Source organism: Chryseolinea sp. H1M3-3 (assembly GCF_029360725.1).
Taxonomy (GTDB): Bacteria; Bacteroidota; Bacteroidia; order Cytophagales; family Cyclobacteriaceae; genus Chryseolinea.
The window spans coordinates 107,562-126,185 of record NZ_JARKMY010000018.1 but is presented as its reverse complement, the minus strand read 5'-3'; the positions used below and the strand labels follow the sequence as shown (position 1 = coordinate 126,185).

Annotated in this window: 14 protein-coding genes; 3 read left to right on the top strand and 11 right to left on the bottom strand. The window is 41.9% G+C overall.

Going from position 1 to position 18,624, the window contains the following annotated elements; translation table 11 throughout:
- Positions 1 to 29: 29 nt before the first annotated feature.
- The gene (locus P2W71_RS24560) at positions 30 to 611 is read left to right on the top strand and encodes a DUF3109 family protein (protein ID WP_276374064.1); all 582 of its coding nucleotides are present in this window, start codon (positions 30 to 32) and stop codon (positions 609 to 611) included.
- Between the two features lie 43 nt (positions 612 to 654).
- Here the strand turns inward: P2W71_RS24560 and P2W71_RS24555 are convergent, their stop codons facing one another.
- The 11 genes from P2W71_RS24555 to leuS all read right to left on the bottom strand — a co-directional run bounded on the left by P2W71_RS24555 (position 655) and on the right by leuS (position 15,467).
- Positions 655 to 2,394 carry a hypothetical protein gene (locus P2W71_RS24555; protein ID WP_276374063.1) on the bottom strand — a complete coding sequence of 580 codons (1,740 nt, stop codon included), beginning with the start codon at positions 2,392 to 2,394 and terminating at the stop codon, positions 655 to 657.
- A 1-nt stretch (position 2,395) separates the two neighbouring features.
- Positions 2,396 to 4,654 carry a hypothetical protein gene (locus P2W71_RS24550; RefSeq protein ID WP_276374062.1) on the bottom strand — a complete coding sequence of 753 codons (2,259 nt, stop codon included), beginning with the start codon at positions 4,652 to 4,654 and terminating at the stop codon, positions 2,396 to 2,398.
- The gene (locus tag P2W71_RS24545) at positions 4,651 to 5,913 is read right to left on the bottom strand and encodes a BatA domain-containing protein (protein ID WP_276374061.1); all 1,263 of its coding nucleotides are present in this window, start codon (positions 5,911 to 5,913) and stop codon (positions 4,651 to 4,653) included. The genes P2W71_RS24550 and P2W71_RS24545 overlap by 4 nt, the downstream gene beginning before the upstream one ends.
- Entirely contained in the window at positions 5,913 to 6,812 is a 900-nt protein-coding gene (locus P2W71_RS24540; protein WP_276374060.1) for a DUF58 domain-containing protein, read from the bottom strand. The genes P2W71_RS24545 and P2W71_RS24540 overlap by 1 nt, the downstream gene beginning before the upstream one ends.
- A 42-nt stretch (positions 6,813 to 6,854) precedes the next feature.
- On the bottom strand, positions 6,855 to 7,850 hold the full coding sequence (locus tag P2W71_RS24535) for a MoxR family ATPase (protein ID WP_276374059.1): 996 nt from the start codon (positions 7,848 to 7,850) through the stop codon (positions 6,855 to 6,857).
- A 209-nt stretch (positions 7,851 to 8,059) separates the two neighbouring features.
- Positions 8,060 to 9,172: a D-TA family PLP-dependent enzyme gene (locus P2W71_RS24530; RefSeq protein WP_276374058.1), complete on the bottom strand. Its 1,113-nt coding sequence runs from the start codon at positions 9,170 to 9,172 to the stop codon at positions 8,060 to 8,062.
- A gap of 123 nt (positions 9,173 to 9,295) precedes the next feature.
- The gene (locus tag P2W71_RS24525; protein WP_276374057.1) at positions 9,296 to 9,772 is read right to left on the bottom strand and encodes a RidA family protein; all 477 of its coding nucleotides are present in this window, start codon (positions 9,770 to 9,772) and stop codon (positions 9,296 to 9,298) included.
- Between the two features lie 23 nt (positions 9,773 to 9,795).
- Entirely contained in the window at positions 9,796 to 11,109 is a 1,314-nt protein-coding gene (locus P2W71_RS24520) for a gluconate:H+ symporter (RefSeq protein ID WP_276374056.1), read from the bottom strand.
- A gap of 86 nt (positions 11,110 to 11,195) precedes the next feature.
- Positions 11,196 to 11,420, bottom strand: coding sequence for a hypothetical protein (locus P2W71_RS24515; protein WP_276374055.1), 225 nt, complete (start codon positions 11,418 to 11,420; stop codon positions 11,196 to 11,198).
- A gap of 77 nt (positions 11,421 to 11,497) precedes the next feature.
- Positions 11,498 to 12,499: a beta-ketoacyl-ACP synthase III gene (locus tag P2W71_RS24510; RefSeq protein WP_276374054.1), complete on the bottom strand. Its 1,002-nt coding sequence runs from the start codon at positions 12,497 to 12,499 to the stop codon at positions 11,498 to 11,500.
- A 160-nt stretch (positions 12,500 to 12,659) separates the two neighbouring features.
- The gene (gene leuS, locus P2W71_RS24505) at positions 12,660 to 15,467 is read right to left on the bottom strand and encodes a leucine--tRNA ligase (protein ID WP_276374053.1); all 2,808 of its coding nucleotides are present in this window, start codon (positions 15,465 to 15,467) and stop codon (positions 12,660 to 12,662) included.
- Positions 15,468 to 15,675: 208 nt separating this feature from the next.
- On the opposite strand from leuS, the gene P2W71_RS24500 reads away from it, so the two are divergent.
- Together P2W71_RS24500 and P2W71_RS24495 are read left to right on the top strand one after the other, a co-directional pair.
- Positions 15,676 to 17,826: a carboxypeptidase-like regulatory domain-containing protein gene (locus P2W71_RS24500; RefSeq protein ID WP_276374052.1), complete on the top strand. Its 2,151-nt coding sequence runs from the start codon at positions 15,676 to 15,678 to the stop codon at positions 17,824 to 17,826.
- Between the two features lie 42 nt (positions 17,827 to 17,868).
- A complete protein-coding gene (locus tag P2W71_RS24495; protein WP_276374051.1) occupies positions 17,869 to 18,519 on the top strand; it encodes a hypothetical protein in 651 nt (216 codons plus the stop codon).
- The last annotated feature ends 105 nt before the right edge of the window (positions 18,520 to 18,624 follow it).

Here is an 18,624-nt window from a genome sequence, read left to right as displayed (position 1 = left end):
AAATCGTCCCTATCTTATAACTTTGCAACATGATTAAAGTAGGTGAAGTTCTTGTATCTGATGATATCCGTGATAAAGAGTTTGTATGCAATCTTGAAAAATGCAAAGGTGCCTGTTGCGTGGAAGGGGATTTTGGTGCTCCATTGCTGGAGGATGAATTGGCAATTCTTGAAGAGATATATCCAAAAATAAAGAAGTATCTCACAGCAAGGGGCATCGAAGAAATCGAAAAGCAGGGCACCCACACCGTCGATGACGAAGGCGATCTGTGTACACCGGTGATTGGAGGTAGAGAGTGTGTGTATGCTGTATACGACAAACAAGGTATACTAAAGTGTGGTATCGAGGCTGCGTACAATGACGGCGTTATCGATTGGAAAAAACCTATTTCATGTCATTTGTATCCGATCCGGATTACACAAAAGAAAAACTTCGAAGCTGTCAATTATCATAAGTGGCACATCTGTTCACCGGCTTGTGCTTTGGGTAAAGAATTGCAGGTTCCTGTATACAAGTTTTTAAAAGATCCTTTGATCAGAAAGTACGGGCAGGCTTGGTATGATGAATTGGTTCATGTTATTGAGACAACCCCGAAAAAGGAAAAAAAGTAATTGGGAACGTCTAGTGACGATGATGCTTGTAAAAAAGCTTCCGCTATAATTTCGGAGCCAGCCAAAGAAACGCCGCTGCAAACAGAAATAATAAATAGAATGCCAAGGGCGGAACAGGTTCCCACACCTTAATAATTTCAGATTTGGCGGTTTTCCCGTAACTGTTAGCCAACGCATTTTCCATAAGCTGATTCGCTAGCGCCAGCGATTTCCAATTACTTGTGTCAGAAACGTAATAGTGCAAAGTACTTCCATCACTTGTTTCGAATTTATGCCATCCCTTTTTCCCGGCCCACGTGCGTCCACGCCACACGTTATCAATAAGCATATCTTCTTTTAATGGAATTGAAACATCGTCGGCCTTGATAGAAATGCTTTCGGACAAAGATATGACTTCGAGATCGATAGGTTCGTCTTCGTAATAAGGGAAGGAAGGTACAATTTTGATCTTTGATGATTGGGCGACGGATCGTGAAATGCGCTCTATCAAAGGTGTCCACAATTCACTATAGGAAATTGAATCGCCCGCAAGGGAAATCGTGTACGTTTCCTGAAGCGATTGAAATCCTATTTTGCCGGCACCTGCAAAGGTATATCCCGACAAAACGCCACTTTTATTTTTTTGAATAGGAATAAGCAATGAATTTTCAATTACCCTCGATTTTGATATTGGAAAATTAAATGACTTGGAGTGTAGACGGATCGCTGCCGTATCATTTTTAGTGGAGATTGTTTGAAAAGGAAAGAAATTAGTTAAACTTTTGCCCGCCTGGTAAGATAAATTAAGCAGTCCCAATCCAGATTGAATCGCGTTCTCCAGGTTTTGTTTTTCTAACGGGGATAAAACAGATAGCGATTCTGAATCAGAAATAACAAGGTCCATATCATCCAGTACCTCAACCGTTATTTTAGTCAATGAAAGCGGTTCATGATTGATGTATTCATATCGGAAATCATTTTTTGAAACCTGGTGTCGCAGTACCATGCTGTGATGCTTCCGTGCTAAAAAACTTTTGAGCGTTTGTGTTTCGAAAGAAGGATAATGTTGAAGGAATAGGATCTTTAACTTTTGTTCTTCCGACACATGTATGGGTAAATCTTCCTGGTAGCGATCAACACTGTCTTGTACCCCAAGCGTGTAAATAAATTCACCGCTTTGTTTAGGAAGAAAAGTTAATTTAAAATTATGTTGGCCCTTACCTTTTAAAGTCAATGAGTCCTCTTTGCCTCCAGGTCCGGAAAGATAAAGCCGGATGGTTTCTTGACTATTGTTAAATTTTCCGTTGATAGTATTTTTTCTATTGGCAATGGTCAGTTTGGGAATTGATAACTCAACAATGCCTTCCGGTAGCGTGTTGGAGACAAACTCAAAGTGTTTGTTGTCCATTTTATCCAAATCACAGATGGGAATACCCTCTCCAATTACTGTTTGAATTTCATTACTGCGTTGATTTAAATCGTTAGAGAGAAGGGGTGTAGAATTATTATAAGGTGGAACATTTTTTAAGTGCATTAAAGAGAAATCGACTTTGTTAAGAAGAACACTATCGACTTGTTTTTTAGAATAACCCTTAGTAAGCAATATGATGTTGGAGGACTTTTCTTTTTGATGTAGTGGCTTTAACAGGATTAAAGTAAATGCTGCTATCATGATCAAAACCGAAACCATTCGAAGGCCCTTGAATCGATGTGTCTTCTTATTTTCCTGCCACAGAAATAGAAGGGTAAGGGATATTCCAATAAGTATAATCAGCCATAAAGGAAGTACAGGATCGAAGCTCATGCTAATGGTTTTGTTTCGACGCTTCCAGGTTTTTTAAAAATTCAAGATCCAATGCGTGAGTTACGCCGGTGGGAGCTTGGGGAGACATTGTCTTCTGAGGCAGCACTTGCCATAACGATTTTCTGATTTGTAACAACGCGTCTCGTGTCTTAACATTTTTAATCTCACCAGTTGATAACTTTTTTAACAAGGACAACGTTTCCAAATAGCCACCAGGTTGGATTAGTTCAATGGCGGCCAATTCATGCCCGGCTTTTTTGAAAGTTGATGATGCATCCGCTGATATCATTATTGAATCTTCCTTTAATATTTTTTCAATTTCCAGTACAGCAGCGCGGATAGCCGAATATTCTTCGGACTTTTTTGAGTGGACGGTAATGGTCGAAGTTTGAATTTCTGACAGATTTGCCGTCAGTCGCTTTTCTTCTTTTAATGGTGGTGGATCGAAGCCAGTGCGGTGGACATAAATGCGCGAATCCTGGCTGATCTCCTTTAAAAGTTTAAGTGCCTTATACTGAAATGGCAATGATTTTTCCGGCTGATACAAGCGCAGGTATAACTCGGCATCCCACATGATTGTGATCGCTGCTTTTAATTTTGCCCGGATGGATTGCGTAAGAAAGGTCGCTTCTTCGTCGCTGTCGTGAGCATGTACATACTCTTTAGAAGGATCTTGTTTTCTAGCTTGATCGGATTCTTTCTGATCATGAGCATGTTTTTTTTCTTCTATAAGATTGTGCTCGTTTTCCGTATCATGGGCATGACCAAATTTTTTCTCAATATCTTGATCATCACTTTCATGATCTTCGATTACTGATTGTGGGCCAATGCTGGATTCAAATTCCTCTCCTAAAAATTCTCCATATCGCAGTCGCAAAATTTTCTGATCGTGTGCGAGTGAATTGCTGCGTTCGTTAAAAATTTTCTTTGCTAAAGTTTTCTTTTCTTTTAATAATTTCTCGCTGTCAATAATGATCTGTCGCTGACTTCTAAAATACTCAGGCATAAGATCCACGCCAAGTCCTGCGTCAAAAGAAGTCTCAACGGTTGAGGTATCCTTAAGTGCAATGAAGTAGGTGTCAGTCCGCGAACGATTGGGCGAAGGGGTTTTTGTATCTTGGACTTCAATGTAAAAATATAACTCATCGCCTGGTTGAATGCCCATTTTTGTCAGGTCGATTAATCGTGTAGCCTGAATTTCTTTTCCTGCAATGTTTTTTGGTTTATCGAAAGTCAACTTTTCTTCTCTGAATTTAATTGCTTCACCTGAACCTTTACTTACGGTCGCGACAATGCTTGTCTGTTGCAGTCCATAATCATCTGTTAAGGTGGCATTCAAATGAATGTTCGGATTATCGTTCACATCCAACTCGAGGAATTGACCTAAATTTTGAACAACAATGGATGGCGCTTGATCTTTAATGATTTCTATTTTGAAATAATCCGTCGATTGAATGGAGGAATCCGGATTCATCCAGGTTAATTGATAAAACCCAGACGTATTGAATGAGCGCATGATTTTGTAATCGCCAAGATTCTGGGGGATTTCCAAAGTGTCTTTTGCTGATAAAATGATTTGAGGTTCAATAACGTTTGTTGAAAAAGATATTTTCCATTCGACTAAGGAGCCTTCTGGAATCTGTAAGTTAAAATCCGAACTGGTCGTTTTGGCAATTCCGGTGTACGATGGTGGCGCAATCAAGATCGTAGCGCTTCGAATAGAAACAGGCAACTTCTTTTTATCGATGTTAGCTTGTTGAGCTGATACTCCGGAGGTTGGTTCCGTTATTTGATTCTTTCGTGTGAGAGCGGTAAGGGCTACACCTAGGAGAATACATAAGGCAAATACACCGGCGGCTCGGCCAATATAGTGTGGAAGTTTAATCTCGGGATAAAGATTTTCAAATCGTTGAATCGTTTTTATTTTCTGCAATTGTTGAAGGGACGACAATTCTTCATCGTCTATTAACAACAGATCTGCACTTTCTTGTAATAAGGGATAATGGCGGTTAAGGTATACGGCAAGATCGTTGTCGCGAATACGGTATAGATGTATTCGCCGACTAAAGTCAATGGCGATCGTGCAGATCACGAGTACTCCACTCACGCGGGGTAACCAAATGGGTATAGGAAATAATTTCAGTACAACATAAGTCAACAAACCACCTGCTAACGACCATAGCAGTACTTCCATACCTCTCAACCATTGGTACCTGCGCTTCATTCGATGGAAATGATATGGAGGTGTTGGCGTGCTCATTGATTTCGTTTAAAAGACACCCATCGTTCGACCAAAAGCAAAAGCAAAAATAATAAAGTGAGATATTTTTGACTTGCTGCAGTTTCATGACTTAAGGTGATATCCGGACTTGCTTTTGCTTGCGCGGACCACATGAGTTCTTCAGGCAACATCCGTTTGTCATTTTCTGCGGCTTTGGGAGCGTATTTCTCGTCGGGTAATAAAATTGAAGCTAGTTGTACCGTTAGATTTTCCTGCAAGGCAACTTCCTCATTAAGTCGCTGCGTGAGAATCCATCTCAAGTAGCCTTTGTTGCCTCTGGTTCGGTTGAGCAGTTCGCGGTTCTCAAGATGTGATGCGCTTCGAGCGAGAATACTGTTATGCAGGATGTCAGACGGAACATTTTCTGTCAAAAAAATTACCCAGTCACTTTTTAAATCAGCTGTGTAATTATTTGATGAAACAGTTTTGACCGAAATATTATAAGGGCTGTTGTTATCGATGGCTTTTAGCGCGGCAAGCATTATGTTAGTATCATAAGCAAAGGTTGAATCGGTAAAAATTGTAATTGAAATCGTTATGGCTGATTCAATGGATATAGTGTCCGTTTGTTGCTCAAAAGTTGCTGCATTAATATGCGTCGTGTGAAAAGAAGTCTGAACACTATTGCTATTACCCGTCCGGAGAAAAACCGAATCGCGAGGTGTTTGAATTGCTAGTATGTTGAATTCGTTAGGTGCAGGCTGTTTTGAAATCCATTGCATATTTCCCGGTAGCGAGGGCCGTTTGCCTTTAAAACCCTCGATGTAGTTATGTGCAATGATTACAACTTGTTTCAGAGACTTTTGCTCTAATTGCTGCACCAAGTTCCAGTAATTAATTTTTTTTTGAGGCGAAACACTATCTCCGATATTGGGAAAGCCGGGTGATAGAAACTTGATTTGAAAACCGTTTTGTTTTAAGCTATCGATCACAGCGGAAAATTCTTGAGCCTCTTCCAAACCGGGTTCCAGGACGAGCCAATTTCTTTTTTCATCAATTCCTTTAAGATTAAATTCGCTTAGAACAAAAACTATTATGCCAACCAGTAGGCAACGCAACGCCAGTAAAAGATATTCATTCAGGCGCATGCTTTTAAATTGACTGGTTGCTGTATCTTCAAGATACCTAATGCTTCCAACCTTAATTGTTTTTCCTTCCTTTCGACTGAGCAAGTGAATGCCAATCGGAACTACCAATCCAGTGAGCCCCCACAGCCATATCGGATTTAGAAATTGCATTAACGGATCATTAATTTACGAACACTTAAAAAGTCTCGCAATGATTTTTCGAAGGGATCGCTTAATAATATCAACCGATAACTAATCTGTTTCTCCAACATCCACACCCGCGACCGTTTTATCCAGTTATCAACACGCTTCACATAACGCTCTCGTTGCTGGCCGGTGTCAACTTTCCTTATAGTTTTAGTTTCGAGGTCTTGAAAGGTAAACGATCCCGCAAAGTCTAATTTCATTTCATGCTCGCCCATAATGTGAAATACGATGACCTCATTGCGCCGGGTTTTCAGCCGGGAAATGAATTGCAGGAGGTCGTTATCATCATCATATAAATCAGTAATAAAAATGATCATCTCCTTCCCATGATGATTAAATAATCGCTCAAGCTCATTACCTTTTGTATTCCAGTTTCCTTCGGCACTCACCTGGATTAACTCATTGAGAAAACGGATAAACTGTTGTTGTTCGAATCTTGGTTCAACGACATGTATTTTCATTTCGTTGACTGTAAAAAGTCCAAAAGTGTCGCTTTGTTTCCTGGCTAAATAGGCAAGCGCCGCTGTTAGCACTTTTGCATATTGTAATTTGCTAAGATCATCTTCCGAATACGACATGGAGTGGCTCGCATCGATCATAAACTTCACGGTGATGTTGGTTTCGATCTCTGCCTGCTTGATATAATATCGTTCGGAACGTGCATACATTTTCCAATCCAGTTGACGCAAATCATCGCCCGGTTCGTAACTCCTGTACTGACTAAATTCCTGTCCTGTACCAATAGCTTGGCTTTTATTGCTACCACTCATAAATCCCTCAACAATGATGCGTGCAATCAGTTCCATCCCGCTTACTGAGTTCAGGATTTCCGGTTTTAGCAAGTCTTTGATTTGCGTGTTCATTTGATCATCGCCTAGCTATACAGTTGAGGACATCAACAAACATTATTTAGCTTCTAAAAGCCTTTCAGTCACTTGATCGGCTGTTACACCTTCAGCTTCCGCTTTAAAATTCATCAATACCCGATGCCTTAAAACTGGAAACGCGACCTTGCGAATGTCATCGCGTGTTACTGCAAAATTGCCATGTAGCAGGGCTCTTGCTTTTGCCGTTAATATCATTGCCTGGCCAGCGCGCGGACCTGCTCCCCAGCGAACCCATTCGTTAACAAATGCGGAATCATGACCCGGCCTTGTTTTCCGGACAATAGTATTAACGAAATCAATCAGATCATGACTGATGTGAACTTCCCTGACGAGGCGTTGCGCCTCTTGAATCTGGGCACCATCAATTACTTTTTCAATGACAATGGTTTTCTTACCTGTGGTAGTTTCCAGTATCATCCGTTCTTCTTCGACGGAAGGATAGTCTATTTTAATATACAGTAAGAATCGGTCGAGTTGTGCCTCTGGTAATGGAAAAGTACCGGCTTGTTCGATGGGATTCTGCGTGGCAAGAATGAAAAAGGGCTTATCCAACGGATAGGTTATGCCTGCATAGGTAACAGAAAATTCTTGCATGGCTTCCAGCAAGGCAGCCTGTGTTTTGGGGGAAGTGCGATTGATTTCATCCGCAAGAATGATGTTAGAAAAAACAGGACCCTTGTTAAATTTAAAAAAGCGTTTGCCTGTTGAGTGATCTTCTTCCAAAATTTCAGTGCCAATGATATCAGAAGGCATAAGGTCCGGCGTAAACTGAATTCTTCGAAACTTTAACTCAATTGCTTCCGCCAGTGTTCTGATCATTAACGTTTTTGCCAATCCTGGTACACCTTCCAGCAAAGCATGCCCTCCCGCAAGAAACGTGATTAATAATTGATCAACGGCTTCATCCTGACCAATGATTACTTTTTTAATTTCCTCTTTCAGTGAACTTAACCTTGATATAATTTCCTGAGCGTGTTGTTCTGTGGCCTGAAGGCTGGATAATCTAGGGTCCATGGGCGGTAAATATTGTTAATCGGCGGCTGGCTTACAGCAGTCGGCACTTGAGTTTGCAAATCATTCGTTTGTTCTTACCACTAAAGTCTATTGGTGGCAATTGTTATGTAATTTATTAAAAAACTCCACAGTGCATAGTGGAGTTTCAAAGAAGTGAAGTCACGTGAGTTATGAATGGTGTGAACATTACGAGATAGATCAGCGTCTACTTAAATGGTGATGCTTCTGTTCCTTGATAAGGTCTCCCAATATTTCACCACCAAGTGGTTTTCAACAACGCCCGACTGATCGTGTAGGGCAACAGTAGGGCAAACGTGGTATGGCAATCCGTATAAAATATCTCCTACCTGAAGGTCGTTTCCTTCCTCAACGCTAAGCACCATGTGTTCTTCGCTGTGACCGATGGGTTTGAGATGCGGCGCGTTTAAAAATGAAACACGTTCCGGCAATACGTTTTCAGACGCAATTGCTTTATGTCCCAGATCTATGCAGATCACACTAGGAGACGGTTTTGATACCACGCGTGTTACGACCAATGCTGCAGGCAGGAAGTGTTGTTCAGCGAGCAGCTGTTCATAACCTTTATCCCAATACACAAATGTCCCTGGTGAGCACTCAATTTCTTTTCTTTTAGAATGAATTGAAAAGGTGGGTGAGCCACCTGCAATAATCGTTAACTTAAGTTGGTCTGCGGAGAATATTTTTTGTTGTACTTCTACTACTTTGGAGAAAGCTTCATCACAACGTTTAGATCGAATGTTAAAATCTTTGTCACGAATGTGGCCGTCGTAAGCATGAAGGCCAATGATACGTATTCCTTTTAGTTTTTTGCAGTGAACATAAAGTGAGAAGGCGTGCTCAGGAACAATTCCAGTCCTGTTCATGCCTACGTTAAGATCGATATATACGTCTGCTGTCCGTCCTTTTTGTAAAAAAGTTTCCGAAAGTTCTGATGCTGAATTTTCATTGTCGATGAGGCACGAGAACTTCGTGTTCGGATATTTTTCAATCAGGCTGACAAGACGTTTTCCTTTTGGTCCCACCGGTTGGTAGGCCAAGAGTACATCCGGTGCTTCAATGAGTGCTAACATTTCAGCTTCTGCGATGGTCGCGCATTTGAATTTTTTTATTCCTGCTTCCATCATCAACGTGCTTACTTCGGGCGACTTGTGTGTCTTGACATGTGGTCGAAGCCTGTTCACATCATCAATGCTCTCAATAAGTGTGTGGATGTTTTTTTTGACCCGATCTAGATAAACTACTACAGCTGGGGTATCCAGTATATCACAATTATGAATTTCATACCACCTTTCCTTTGTCATAAAACTTCTGCTTAAAAGGTTCATGCAAAGTACGAAAAGACGATCCGCAATGGAGGCACAATGGTTTACTTTTTTTACAGGATGTGTTTGTGCGTCCCGTCTATGCTTAAAGTGCTTAGAGTGTCATGAGGGGTTCCGTAGTTCAAACATGGCTTCTATTTCTACTGGAATATTATCAGGAAGCGATCCCATCCCTACAGCGCTTCTCACACCGATTCCGTTTTCTTCACCCCATACCGATGCGAACAATTCACTGCAACCATTGATCACAAATGGATGCCTTTCAAATTCTGATACGCAGTTCACCATTCCCAATACTTTAATCACTCGTTTGATTTTATTGAGACTTCCAAGGTTTTGCTTTAAGGTTGCCAGAATTGCCAGGCCCACCTGACGCGCAGCAAGTTTCCCTTCCTCAATGGTAAGATCTTTTCCGATACGTCCGATAATTAATGAGCCATCTTCCTTGGTTGTACCATGGCCAGATACGTACGCGAAGTTACCTACAATCAAAAATGGTTTGTAGACACCCTTTGGCGTTGGAGCAGGTGGAAGCTTTAGTCCTAATTTTTCAAATTGTTGGTCAGGTGTAATCTGCATAAATTAAATTTTTAGTGATACGACTAAACAAAAGCATCGAGGATCATTACACCAATAATGCCGGCAATAGCCACGATCGTTTCCATCAACGACCACGATCGTATCGTATCTTTAATACTAAGATTAAAATATTCTTTGAACAGCCAAAAACCGGAGTCATTTACGTGGGAAAACATCAAGCTTCCTGCGCCTACCGCGAGTACCATCAAATTTGGATTTACACCTGGCTGATCTAATAAAGGAAGAACAATTCCAGCCGCTGTTAAACCCGCTACTGTAGCTGAGCCGACGCATACACGAATCACACACGCGATGGTCCACCCCAAAATCAATGGATGTACATCCAGTCCATTTAATAGCGTAGCGATTTCTGCACTCACACCACTGTCCATCAGAATTTGTTTCAGTGATCCGGCACCACCCATGATGAGGAGCAGTATGGTAATATCTTTAACAGCCTCCACATAAATGTCCATGATGCGTTTCATTTTCATTCCCATCCTAAGCCCTAGCATATACGTTGCAACGGCAAGGGAAATAAGCATAACGATTGCAGGATCACTGAAAAACGCAATCACGGTTTTCAATACATCATTTTCGATGGTGGCCATGGTTACCAGTGTCGTGATCGCGAGTAGCAATACAGGTAATAAGGAGGAAAATATACTAACACCCAAACCCGGCAGTTGAGACTCTGGCAGATCGACCGACTTAAATGTTGAAAGCATGGGAGCCTTGATATTTCTGACGGCTTTCGCAAAAACGGGCCCGGCGAGAATCGAGGTTGGAAAACCGATGAGGATTCCATAGAACAAAGTTGTGCCCATGTCAGCGTGAAATTGTGCTACCAATGCCGTGGGCGAGGGGTGGGGAGGTAAGAATCCGTGCGTCACGGAAAGTGCTGCCATCATTGGAACGCCAATGTAAACGACAGGCAAGTTATATCTTTGAGCAACAGAAAATATTAAAGGGATAACCAAAACAAAGCCTACGTTATAAAATAACGGTATGCCTATTATAAATCCTGTGATCAGCAATGCCCAATGAATCTGACTTGCACCAAAAAGTTTCATCATGCCAGCCGCAATGCGTTGCGCTGCACCACTCTCAGCGGCGAGTTTGCCAAGCATAGCACCAGCTACTACCACAATAATCAGGGATCCGAGCATGTCGCCCATGCCTTTTTGTACAGAGCCAATAATTTGCGGGGCAGGAATTCCTAACAATAATCCGGCAAGTATCGAGACTATTAGAAATGCGAGGAACGCGTTGATCTTAAAATACGTAATGAGCAGAACCAGAACAGCAATGGAAACAAATATCAGGAGTAAAGACATGAATAGTAGGTTGGTTTAGGATTAGGTATTGAACGAAAGTATTAAAAATACCAGTTGGATGAATACCATTTGAATAAATCTACCGCTTAAAATTTGTCGGGCACCTGAATGATGCGCACAACGATTTCATGAGGGTCACCATCATCATCAAGCAGGCTAAATCTTACCATCGGATTATCGCGCTTTACATGGCTTTCAACGTGGATAATTTTATTATTCTCGATATGTTTTTCTAATTCTTTCTGAAGCGTGGACAGTGCATTTGCAAAATGGACTTCTAATGTGCTCGGGTTGTAAGATGGGGTCTTCATTGGTTAAAGGTTACAGGTTTGCGTTTGAAGTTTCGAGTTGCACGCATTTTTACCCGATAGAACTTTAAACTATATAATCACCACCGGATTAACGCAGAGGCCCAGGTGAACCCGCTGCCAAAGGCGGCTAAACAAATTAAATCATTTTCTTTGATTTTACCTTCAGCCCATGCTTCACTTAATGCAATGGGTATCGAGGCTGCAGTCGTATTTCCATACCGCATAATGTTATTATAAACCTGTGCGTTGGACAGGCCAAGCTTTTCCTGAATATACTGACTGATTCTGAGATTGGCTTGATGGGGGACGAGCAGGGAAATGTCCTCGGTTTTAAGTGCGTTGGCATCGAGGGCTTCCTGTATAACTTCCATAAACCGGACCACTGCATGTTTAAACACTTGGTTTCCATTCATCACAACTTTGTAAGTTGAAGTGTCCAGAATTTGTTCAGGTTGTCTTTCTTCCTGGGGCCTGCTACTGCCCGGATCTTTTACATAAAGCTCTTCTGCAAAACGGCCATCCGAATGCAGATGGGTGGATAGTATGCCAGGTTTATCTGTTGCCTGAAGCAGTGCAGCGCCTGCGCCATCGCCAAAAATAACTGCGGTATTTCTTCCGCGTGTTGTTACATCCAACGCGGTGGATTGGATCTCAGCCCCGATCACAAGCACCGTTTTATACTTTCCTGTTTTTATAAACTGGTCGGCCACCGACAAAGCATAGATGAAACCTGAACAGGCGTTCCGAATGTCAAGCGCTGCGATAGATCCGTCGAGACCTAACTCCCGCTGCAGCAATACACCGGAGCCCGGAAAAAAGTAGTCAGGCGTAATGGTGGCAAAAACAATAAAATCGATATCCTTCTCTGTAAGCTTTGCGCGCTCCAACGCCATTCTTGTCGCTTTCGCAGCCATATTTGCAACGGTGTCTTTCGCAGGATCCATCCACCGGCGCTGTTCAATACCTGTGCGTTCAATGATCCATGCATTGTTTGTATCCATTTTTGTAGACAGGTATTCATTGGTGATTACCTTTTCAGGGACATGATGTCCTAGCCCGACAATTTTAGAATTCAGCATGATAAAAAGTTCAAAAGATTGCTAAGGTAATGAATGTTATGTATGCGGATTTCTTCCATTTTTAAAAAAACAGGAAAAAGATATTCAAGGTTACAAAAACGAGCTTGTCAGACTTACGTCACGCAACTTTCGGTCCATATTGGACTTATTTCAGTCAGTCTTATACAACGACATTTACAATTCTTCCGGGCACAACAATAACCTTCTTTGGCGGCTTTCCCTCGGTCCATTTTTGAACTACCTCAGAAGCTATTACCAGTTTTTCAACATCTTCCTTTGGCATATCGAGTGCAAAGTTCATTTTCGCTCTCACCTTACCATTGATGGAAATCGGGTATTCAAAAGAACTCTCGGTTAAATATTCTTCTTTGTACTGAGGGAAAGCAGCGTTAAAGATTGTGTCGGTATAGCCAAGTTTTTCCCAAAGCTCTTCCGTGATGTGCGGTGCATACGGAGCAAGCGCAATGATCAGTGGCTCTAATATCGCGCGTTTGTTGCACTTCATCGAACTAAGTTCATTGCTGCAAATCATAAATTCACTCACGGTAGTGTTGAATGAAAAATGCTCGATGTCATATTCAACTTTTTTTAAAGCTTTATGAAGGACTTTCAGTTCAGCTGGTGTGGGTTTATCTTCAGACACAACAAAATCTCCTTGTTGATTGTGAAAGAGATTCCAGATCCTTCTTAAAAACTTAAACACACCATCGATGCCATTGGTATTCCAGGGTTTGGAGACTTCCAAAGGCCCCAGAAACATTTCGTACATCCGTAGTGTATCCGCACCGTAGTTTTCCACGATGTCATCCGGATTTACGACGTTGAAATATGATTTGCTCATCTTTTCAATCGCAGCGCCACAGATGTATTTTCCGTTTTCTAAAATAAACTCAGCATTGTTAAAATCAGGTTTCCAATGCTTGAATACCGCTGTGTCTAATTCCAACCCGGTAACCATGGTCACATCGACATGCAGCGGGTCCGTTTCATATTCATTTTTCAAACCTGCCGATACGAATTTATTGGTTCCGCGAATGCGATAAACAAATCGTGAATCACCAGTGATCTTTCCCTGATTAATTAGTTTCTTAAATGGTTCATCAAAGTTCAGATAACCCAGGTCATGTAAAATTTTCACCCATAACCTGGAGTATAATAAGTGAGCGACTGCATGTTCTGAACCGCCAATGTACACATCCACTTGGTTCCAGTAATCCAATGCTTTTTTACCAGCAAATTCTTTATCGTTTTGTGGATCGGCATAACGTAGAAAATACCACGCAGCGCCAGCGTGTGTAGGCATGGTGTTGGTATCTCGCCTTTTTCCCGGCTCAAAGGAAACCCAGTCTTTCAGATTTGCTAAAGGTCCTTCGCCTGTCCCTGAAGATTTGAAGTTATTTGATTCTGGAAGTTCTAACGGCAGTTCGCTTTCTTTCATTGGGTACGGTATGTCGTCGTGATATACGATTGGGAAAGGTTCACCCCAATAACGCTGGCGACTCCAGCCAGCATCGCGCATCTTGTAGTTCACCTGGCGTTTACCAATTCCGCTCTCCTCCAGTTTTGCTACCACAACATCTATGGCTTTGTGCATGACAATTCCGTTCAAGAAATCTGAATTTTCCAGGACAGCGTCTTTCGTAGGATTTGCTTCTTCCCCATTGTAGTGACGACCAATAATGTTGGTGATGGGTAAATTGAAATGCTTGGCAAACTTATGATCACGCTCATCGCCACAAGGAACGGCCATGATTGCTCCAGTTCCATAACCAGCCAGCACATATTCACTGATCCAGACAGGAATTTGTCTACCGTTAAAAGGATTAACAGCATAAGCGCCAGTGAACGCTCCCGTTATTTTTTTGACTTCTGCCATACGGTCGATCTCCGACCGGCTTTCAACATACTTCAAATATTTTTCGATTTCGCCGGCTTGACTCTGACTGGTGATTTCTTTGACCAATTCATGCTCGGGTGCAAGCACCATGAAATCAACACCAAAGATTGTGTCCGGACGCGTCGTGAACACAATAAGATTTTTACTTCCACCTTTTTCGGATTTAACCTCAAATGCGATCCTTGCGCCCACGCTTTTGCCAATCCAGTTGCGCTGAATTTCTTTCATCGAATCACTGAAATCTACTTCATCCAGGCCACTCAATAAACGTTCTGCATATTCGGTAATGCGAAGACTCCATTGACGCATTTGTTTCCTTATCACAGGGAACCCGCCACGATAACTGACGCCGTTGATAACTTCATCGTTGGCTAACACAGTACCCAATGCCTCACACCAGTTTACATCGGTGTACGCCAGATAGGCCAACCGGTATTGCATTAAAATTTCCTGCTTCGATTTTTCGTCGAACCCTTTCCACTCACTCGAAGTGAAGGTTTCTTTATTTGAATCCGCAACCAGATACTTTGGATTCGGAAAGGGATGGTTTGCATTTCCTTCACTTTCAAAGATCTTAATCAATTCGCTGATGCGTTCGGCTTTGGATTTTTTTCTATTGAACCAGCTGTCAAAAATTTGAAGAAAGATCCATTGGGTCCATTTATAGTATTTCGGATCACAAGTTTGAACCTCTCTGCTCCAATCGTAGCTGAATCCGATTTTAGAAAGTTGATTTTTGAAATTGTGAATATTTTGTGCCGTTGATACTGCAGGATGAATTCCCTTGTCAATAGCATATTGCTCGGCAGGCAGGCCAAAGGCATCAAAGCCCATCGGGTGAAGCACGTTATAACCCTTCAATCTTTTAAAGCGGGCAACAATATCAGATGCAATATAGCCGAGCGGATGGCCGACGTGGAGCCCTGCGCCAGAGGGATATGGGAACATGTCCAGGACATAGAATTTCGGTTTATTGGATTGATTTTCAACCCGATAAACGCCACGTCGCTGCCATTCATTTCTCCACTTGTCTTCAATACGCTTGATCTCCTCTTTACTGTATTCGGCCATATTGGATTATTTAATTGATGCTTCGTCAAATAAGCCTGCAAAAATAACAATCTAATGCATCTTTTTTTCAGGATTCAGTGCCTTCTGCAAAAATTAGCGTGTGGGTTTTCGACAACTCATCCAGTCGCCTGAACACTTCAGTAACTCATTTTTAGAAACGAAAGCTTTGTAGCCCACCTTTATCGTGATAAGACCAAAGAATTTAAAGATGAAAGCGTCATTGTTCGTTTTTGTACTGCTGTGTGTTCAGGCATATGGCCAGGTGAAATTAACGGGGGTAATTTTAAATGCTGACAGGGAAGCTTTGCCCGGCGTAAATGTTTTTCTGGTTGATACCTATGATGGTACAAGCACAGATGATCAAGGGAGGTTCGAATTTTTAACCACCGAAAAAGGCGTGAGAACCTTGCATGCGACGTTTGTGGGTTTTAAACCCTATCGACAAAACGTCACGATTGCTGACCAGGATTTTCAACTTGAAATTATTCTTGAAGAAGAAATTAATGAATTGCAAGCAGTGACAATAACTGCTGGCGGTTTTACTGCAAGTGATGAATCCAGGCGTACAATTTTCCGCGCACTTGACATCGCTACAACGGCTGGGGCAACTGCGGATATAGCTGGCGCGCTTAACACACTTCCGGGAACCCAAAAAGTTGGAGAGAGCGGAAGGTTATTTGTGCGGGGTGGAGACGGAAACGAAACGCGCACCTTCATTGATGGTTTGGTGGTGCTTGACGCCTACGGACCTGCGGCACCCAATACCCCGTCAAGAGGAAGATTTCTTCCGTTTATGTTTAAAGGCATGAGTTTCAGCACTGGCGGCTATTCATCAGAATACGGCCAGGCATTGTCTTCTGCTCTGGTCTTGGATTCGAAAGATAAATCCGAACGAACTCGGACAGATTTCGGGATTCTTTCTGTGGGTGGAGACGTAGGGCATACTCAATCTTGGGATCGGGGCTCGCTCGCAGGAAAAATTCAATACACGAATCTTAGGCCGTATGTAGGAATGATTCGTCAGGAAATTGATTGGAAAAATGCCCCGGTTTCATTGGAAGGAAGTTCTGCATTCAGACATACCGTTGGGAAGAGTGGTGTATTGAAATTTTATGGAAATTTCAATCACTCAAATTTCTCATTGTATAATCATGATATCGATGACAACGCTGAAAAAGAGCTTTTTGATTTAACGAATAATTACCGATACCTGAATGGCTTTTACAAAAATGCTTTGAACACCGCATGGTCTGTTAGAGGAGGATTTTCATACACATATCTTCAAAACAAGAGACAAACTGAAACCGAAACTTTTGATGAGGTAGAAAAGGGACTTCATCTCAAGACCGTATTGGAAGGCTCACTTTCTGATCATGTTGAATTAAAAACAGGTGCAGAGATTATTGCAAGATCCTTTAACCAATCCGTCGATCCGAAAACACCCCAAGCCATCGTCGCTGGTTTTGAAGAGTACATTACATCAATTTTTGCCGAGGCTGATGTGTTTGCAAGTAATCGTTTTGTTGTTCGCACAGGTGCCAGAATGGAGCACAACAACCTGCTACAAAAATTGAGCGTTGATCCTCGCCTTTCCATGGCATATAAGATCGTTTCTGGTGGGCAAATCTCCATAGCCTATGGAAAATTCAGACAAAGCCCCCGGAACGAACATTTAATGCAGGATCATACGCTTAATCCCGAGCGAGCAACTCATTATATTCTTAATTATCAACATATAAAAAACAACAAGACGTTCAGGATTGAAACCTATTATAAAAAGTATACGCAGTTAATCAAGTTTTTGGATGGGGATCCGACAAACTTAAGCAATCTCGGAGGTGGCGACGCAAAAGGAATAGAACTATTTTGGCGCGACAATGGATCTGTCAATAACCTGGATTATTGGATAACTTACTCATACCTCGATACAAAACGTTATTACCTGGATTTTCCATCCCGCGCAACTCCAGGGTTTGCATCAAAACACAATGCATCTATTGTTGCAAAATATTTTGTACAGAAGATTAAAAGCCAATTGGGATTTACGTATTCCTTTACATCTGGGAGGCCATACAATGACCCAAATGTCTCTGGATTTAACTCGTTACGAACCCCGAATTACGCAGATTTAAGTTTTAACTGGAGTTACTTGCCTTTTCCGACAGTCATTGTTTATTTCTCTTGCACCAATGTTCTCGGTAGAGACAATATTTTTGGTTACGAGTATAGCACTGTTCCAAGTGAAGATGGTCACTTCAACGGCCGGGCCATCCGGCAACCTGCACCTCGCTTTCTTTTCCTCGGAATTTTTATAACACTCTCAAAGGACAAGTCAGTAAACCAACTACCTGAATTGTAACGAATAATAACAAAACAATTAAAACATTAAACAAACAAAACTATGAAAACATTATCTATCTTCTTCCTCCTGCAAGCGTGGTTTAGTTTCATGAACCCATCGTTTATCGTTGACAATAAGTACGCCGAAGCTATGGCTAAAAATATTCAGACGGTTTATAGCTCTCAATCCATATCGGAGTTGCAGTCGGCTGTGAATTCGTTTGAAAGAATTGGAGCTACGGAAAAAATAAAATGGGAGCCTTACTACTATGCTGGGTTCGGATATATTATGTTGGCGAATGTCGAGCAATCGGCTTCAAAGAAAGATCTTTATCTTGACCAGGCTTTGAAGGCTATCGAGGCAGCTAAGAAGATAAAAGCAAAAGATGTCGAGATAACCGCTTTGGAAGGATTTGTACACATGATCCGGTTATCAGTGGATCCGGCGTCTAGAGGTCAGCAATACTCAAGCCTTGCAATGCAAAATTTCAGTCAAGCACTTTCAATAGATAGCGAAAATCCCCGCGCATTGGCATTGATGGCCCAAATGGAGTATGGAACCGCTCAGTTTTTTGGATCATCCACAAAGGAAGCTTGCGCAACAAATGAATCAGCGCTACAAAAATTTACTACATTCAAATCAGATAACCCCTTTGCGCCACAATGGGGCAAGGCGATGGCCGAAAAAATGAAATTGCAGTGTAAAGATTGAGTTACAGGAGCTGCGTGTTATAGGTTCGGTTTTAACCTGTAAAACGCAGCTCTATATTTTGCATCGCGCGCTGATACTTTTCATTGCACTTCGTTCGCCGGCGCT

What these genes read in the sequence shown, in the direction of transcription:
- P2W71_RS24510 (WP_276374054.1), bottom strand. Translation starts at nt 12,499, where the DNA reads ATGCTGAATTCTAAAATTGTCGGGCTAGGACATCATGTCCCTGAAAAG.
- P2W71_RS24550 (WP_276374062.1), bottom strand. Translation starts at nt 4,654, where the DNA reads ATGAGCACGCCAACACCTCCATATCATTTCCATCGAATGAAGCGCAGG.
- P2W71_RS24500 (WP_276374052.1), top strand. Translation starts at nt 15,676, where the DNA reads ATGAAAGCGTCATTGTTCGTTTTTGTACTGCTGTGTGTTCAGGCATAT.
- P2W71_RS24540 (WP_276374060.1), bottom strand. Translation starts at nt 6,812, where the DNA reads ATGAACACGCAAATCAAAGACTTGCTAAAACCGGAAATCCTGAACTCA.
- P2W71_RS24555 (WP_276374063.1), bottom strand. Translation starts at nt 2,394, where the DNA reads ATGAGCTTCGATCCTGTACTTCCTTTATGGCTGATTATACTTATTGGA.
- P2W71_RS24520 (WP_276374056.1), bottom strand. Translation starts at nt 11,109, where the DNA reads ATGTCTTTACTCCTGATATTTGTTTCCATTGCTGTTCTGGTTCTGCTC.
- P2W71_RS24560 (WP_276374064.1), top strand. Translation starts at nt 30, where the DNA reads ATGATTAAAGTAGGTGAAGTTCTTGTATCTGATGATATCCGTGATAAA.
- P2W71_RS24545 (WP_276374061.1), bottom strand. Translation starts at nt 5,913, where the DNA reads ATGCAATTTCTAAATCCGATATGGCTGTGGGGGCTCACTGGATTGGTA.
- leuS (WP_276374053.1), bottom strand. Translation starts at nt 15,467, where the DNA reads ATGGCCGAATACAGTAAAGAGGAGATCAAGCGTATTGAAGACAAGTGG.
- P2W71_RS24525 (WP_276374057.1), bottom strand. Translation starts at nt 9,772, where the DNA reads ATGCAGATTACACCTGACCAACAATTTGAAAAATTAGGACTAAAGCTT.
- P2W71_RS24495 (WP_276374051.1), top strand. Translation starts at nt 17,869, where the DNA reads ATGAAAACATTATCTATCTTCTTCCTCCTGCAAGCGTGGTTTAGTTTC.
- P2W71_RS24535 (WP_276374059.1), bottom strand. Translation starts at nt 7,850, where the DNA reads ATGGACCCTAGATTATCCAGCCTTCAGGCCACAGAACAACACGCTCAG.
- P2W71_RS24530 (WP_276374058.1), bottom strand. Translation starts at nt 9,172, where the DNA reads ATGACAAAGGAAAGGTGGTATGAAATTCATAATTGTGATATACTGGAT.
- P2W71_RS24515 (WP_276374055.1), bottom strand. Translation starts at nt 11,420, where the DNA reads ATGAAGACCCCATCTTACAACCCGAGCACATTAGAAGTCCATTTTGCA.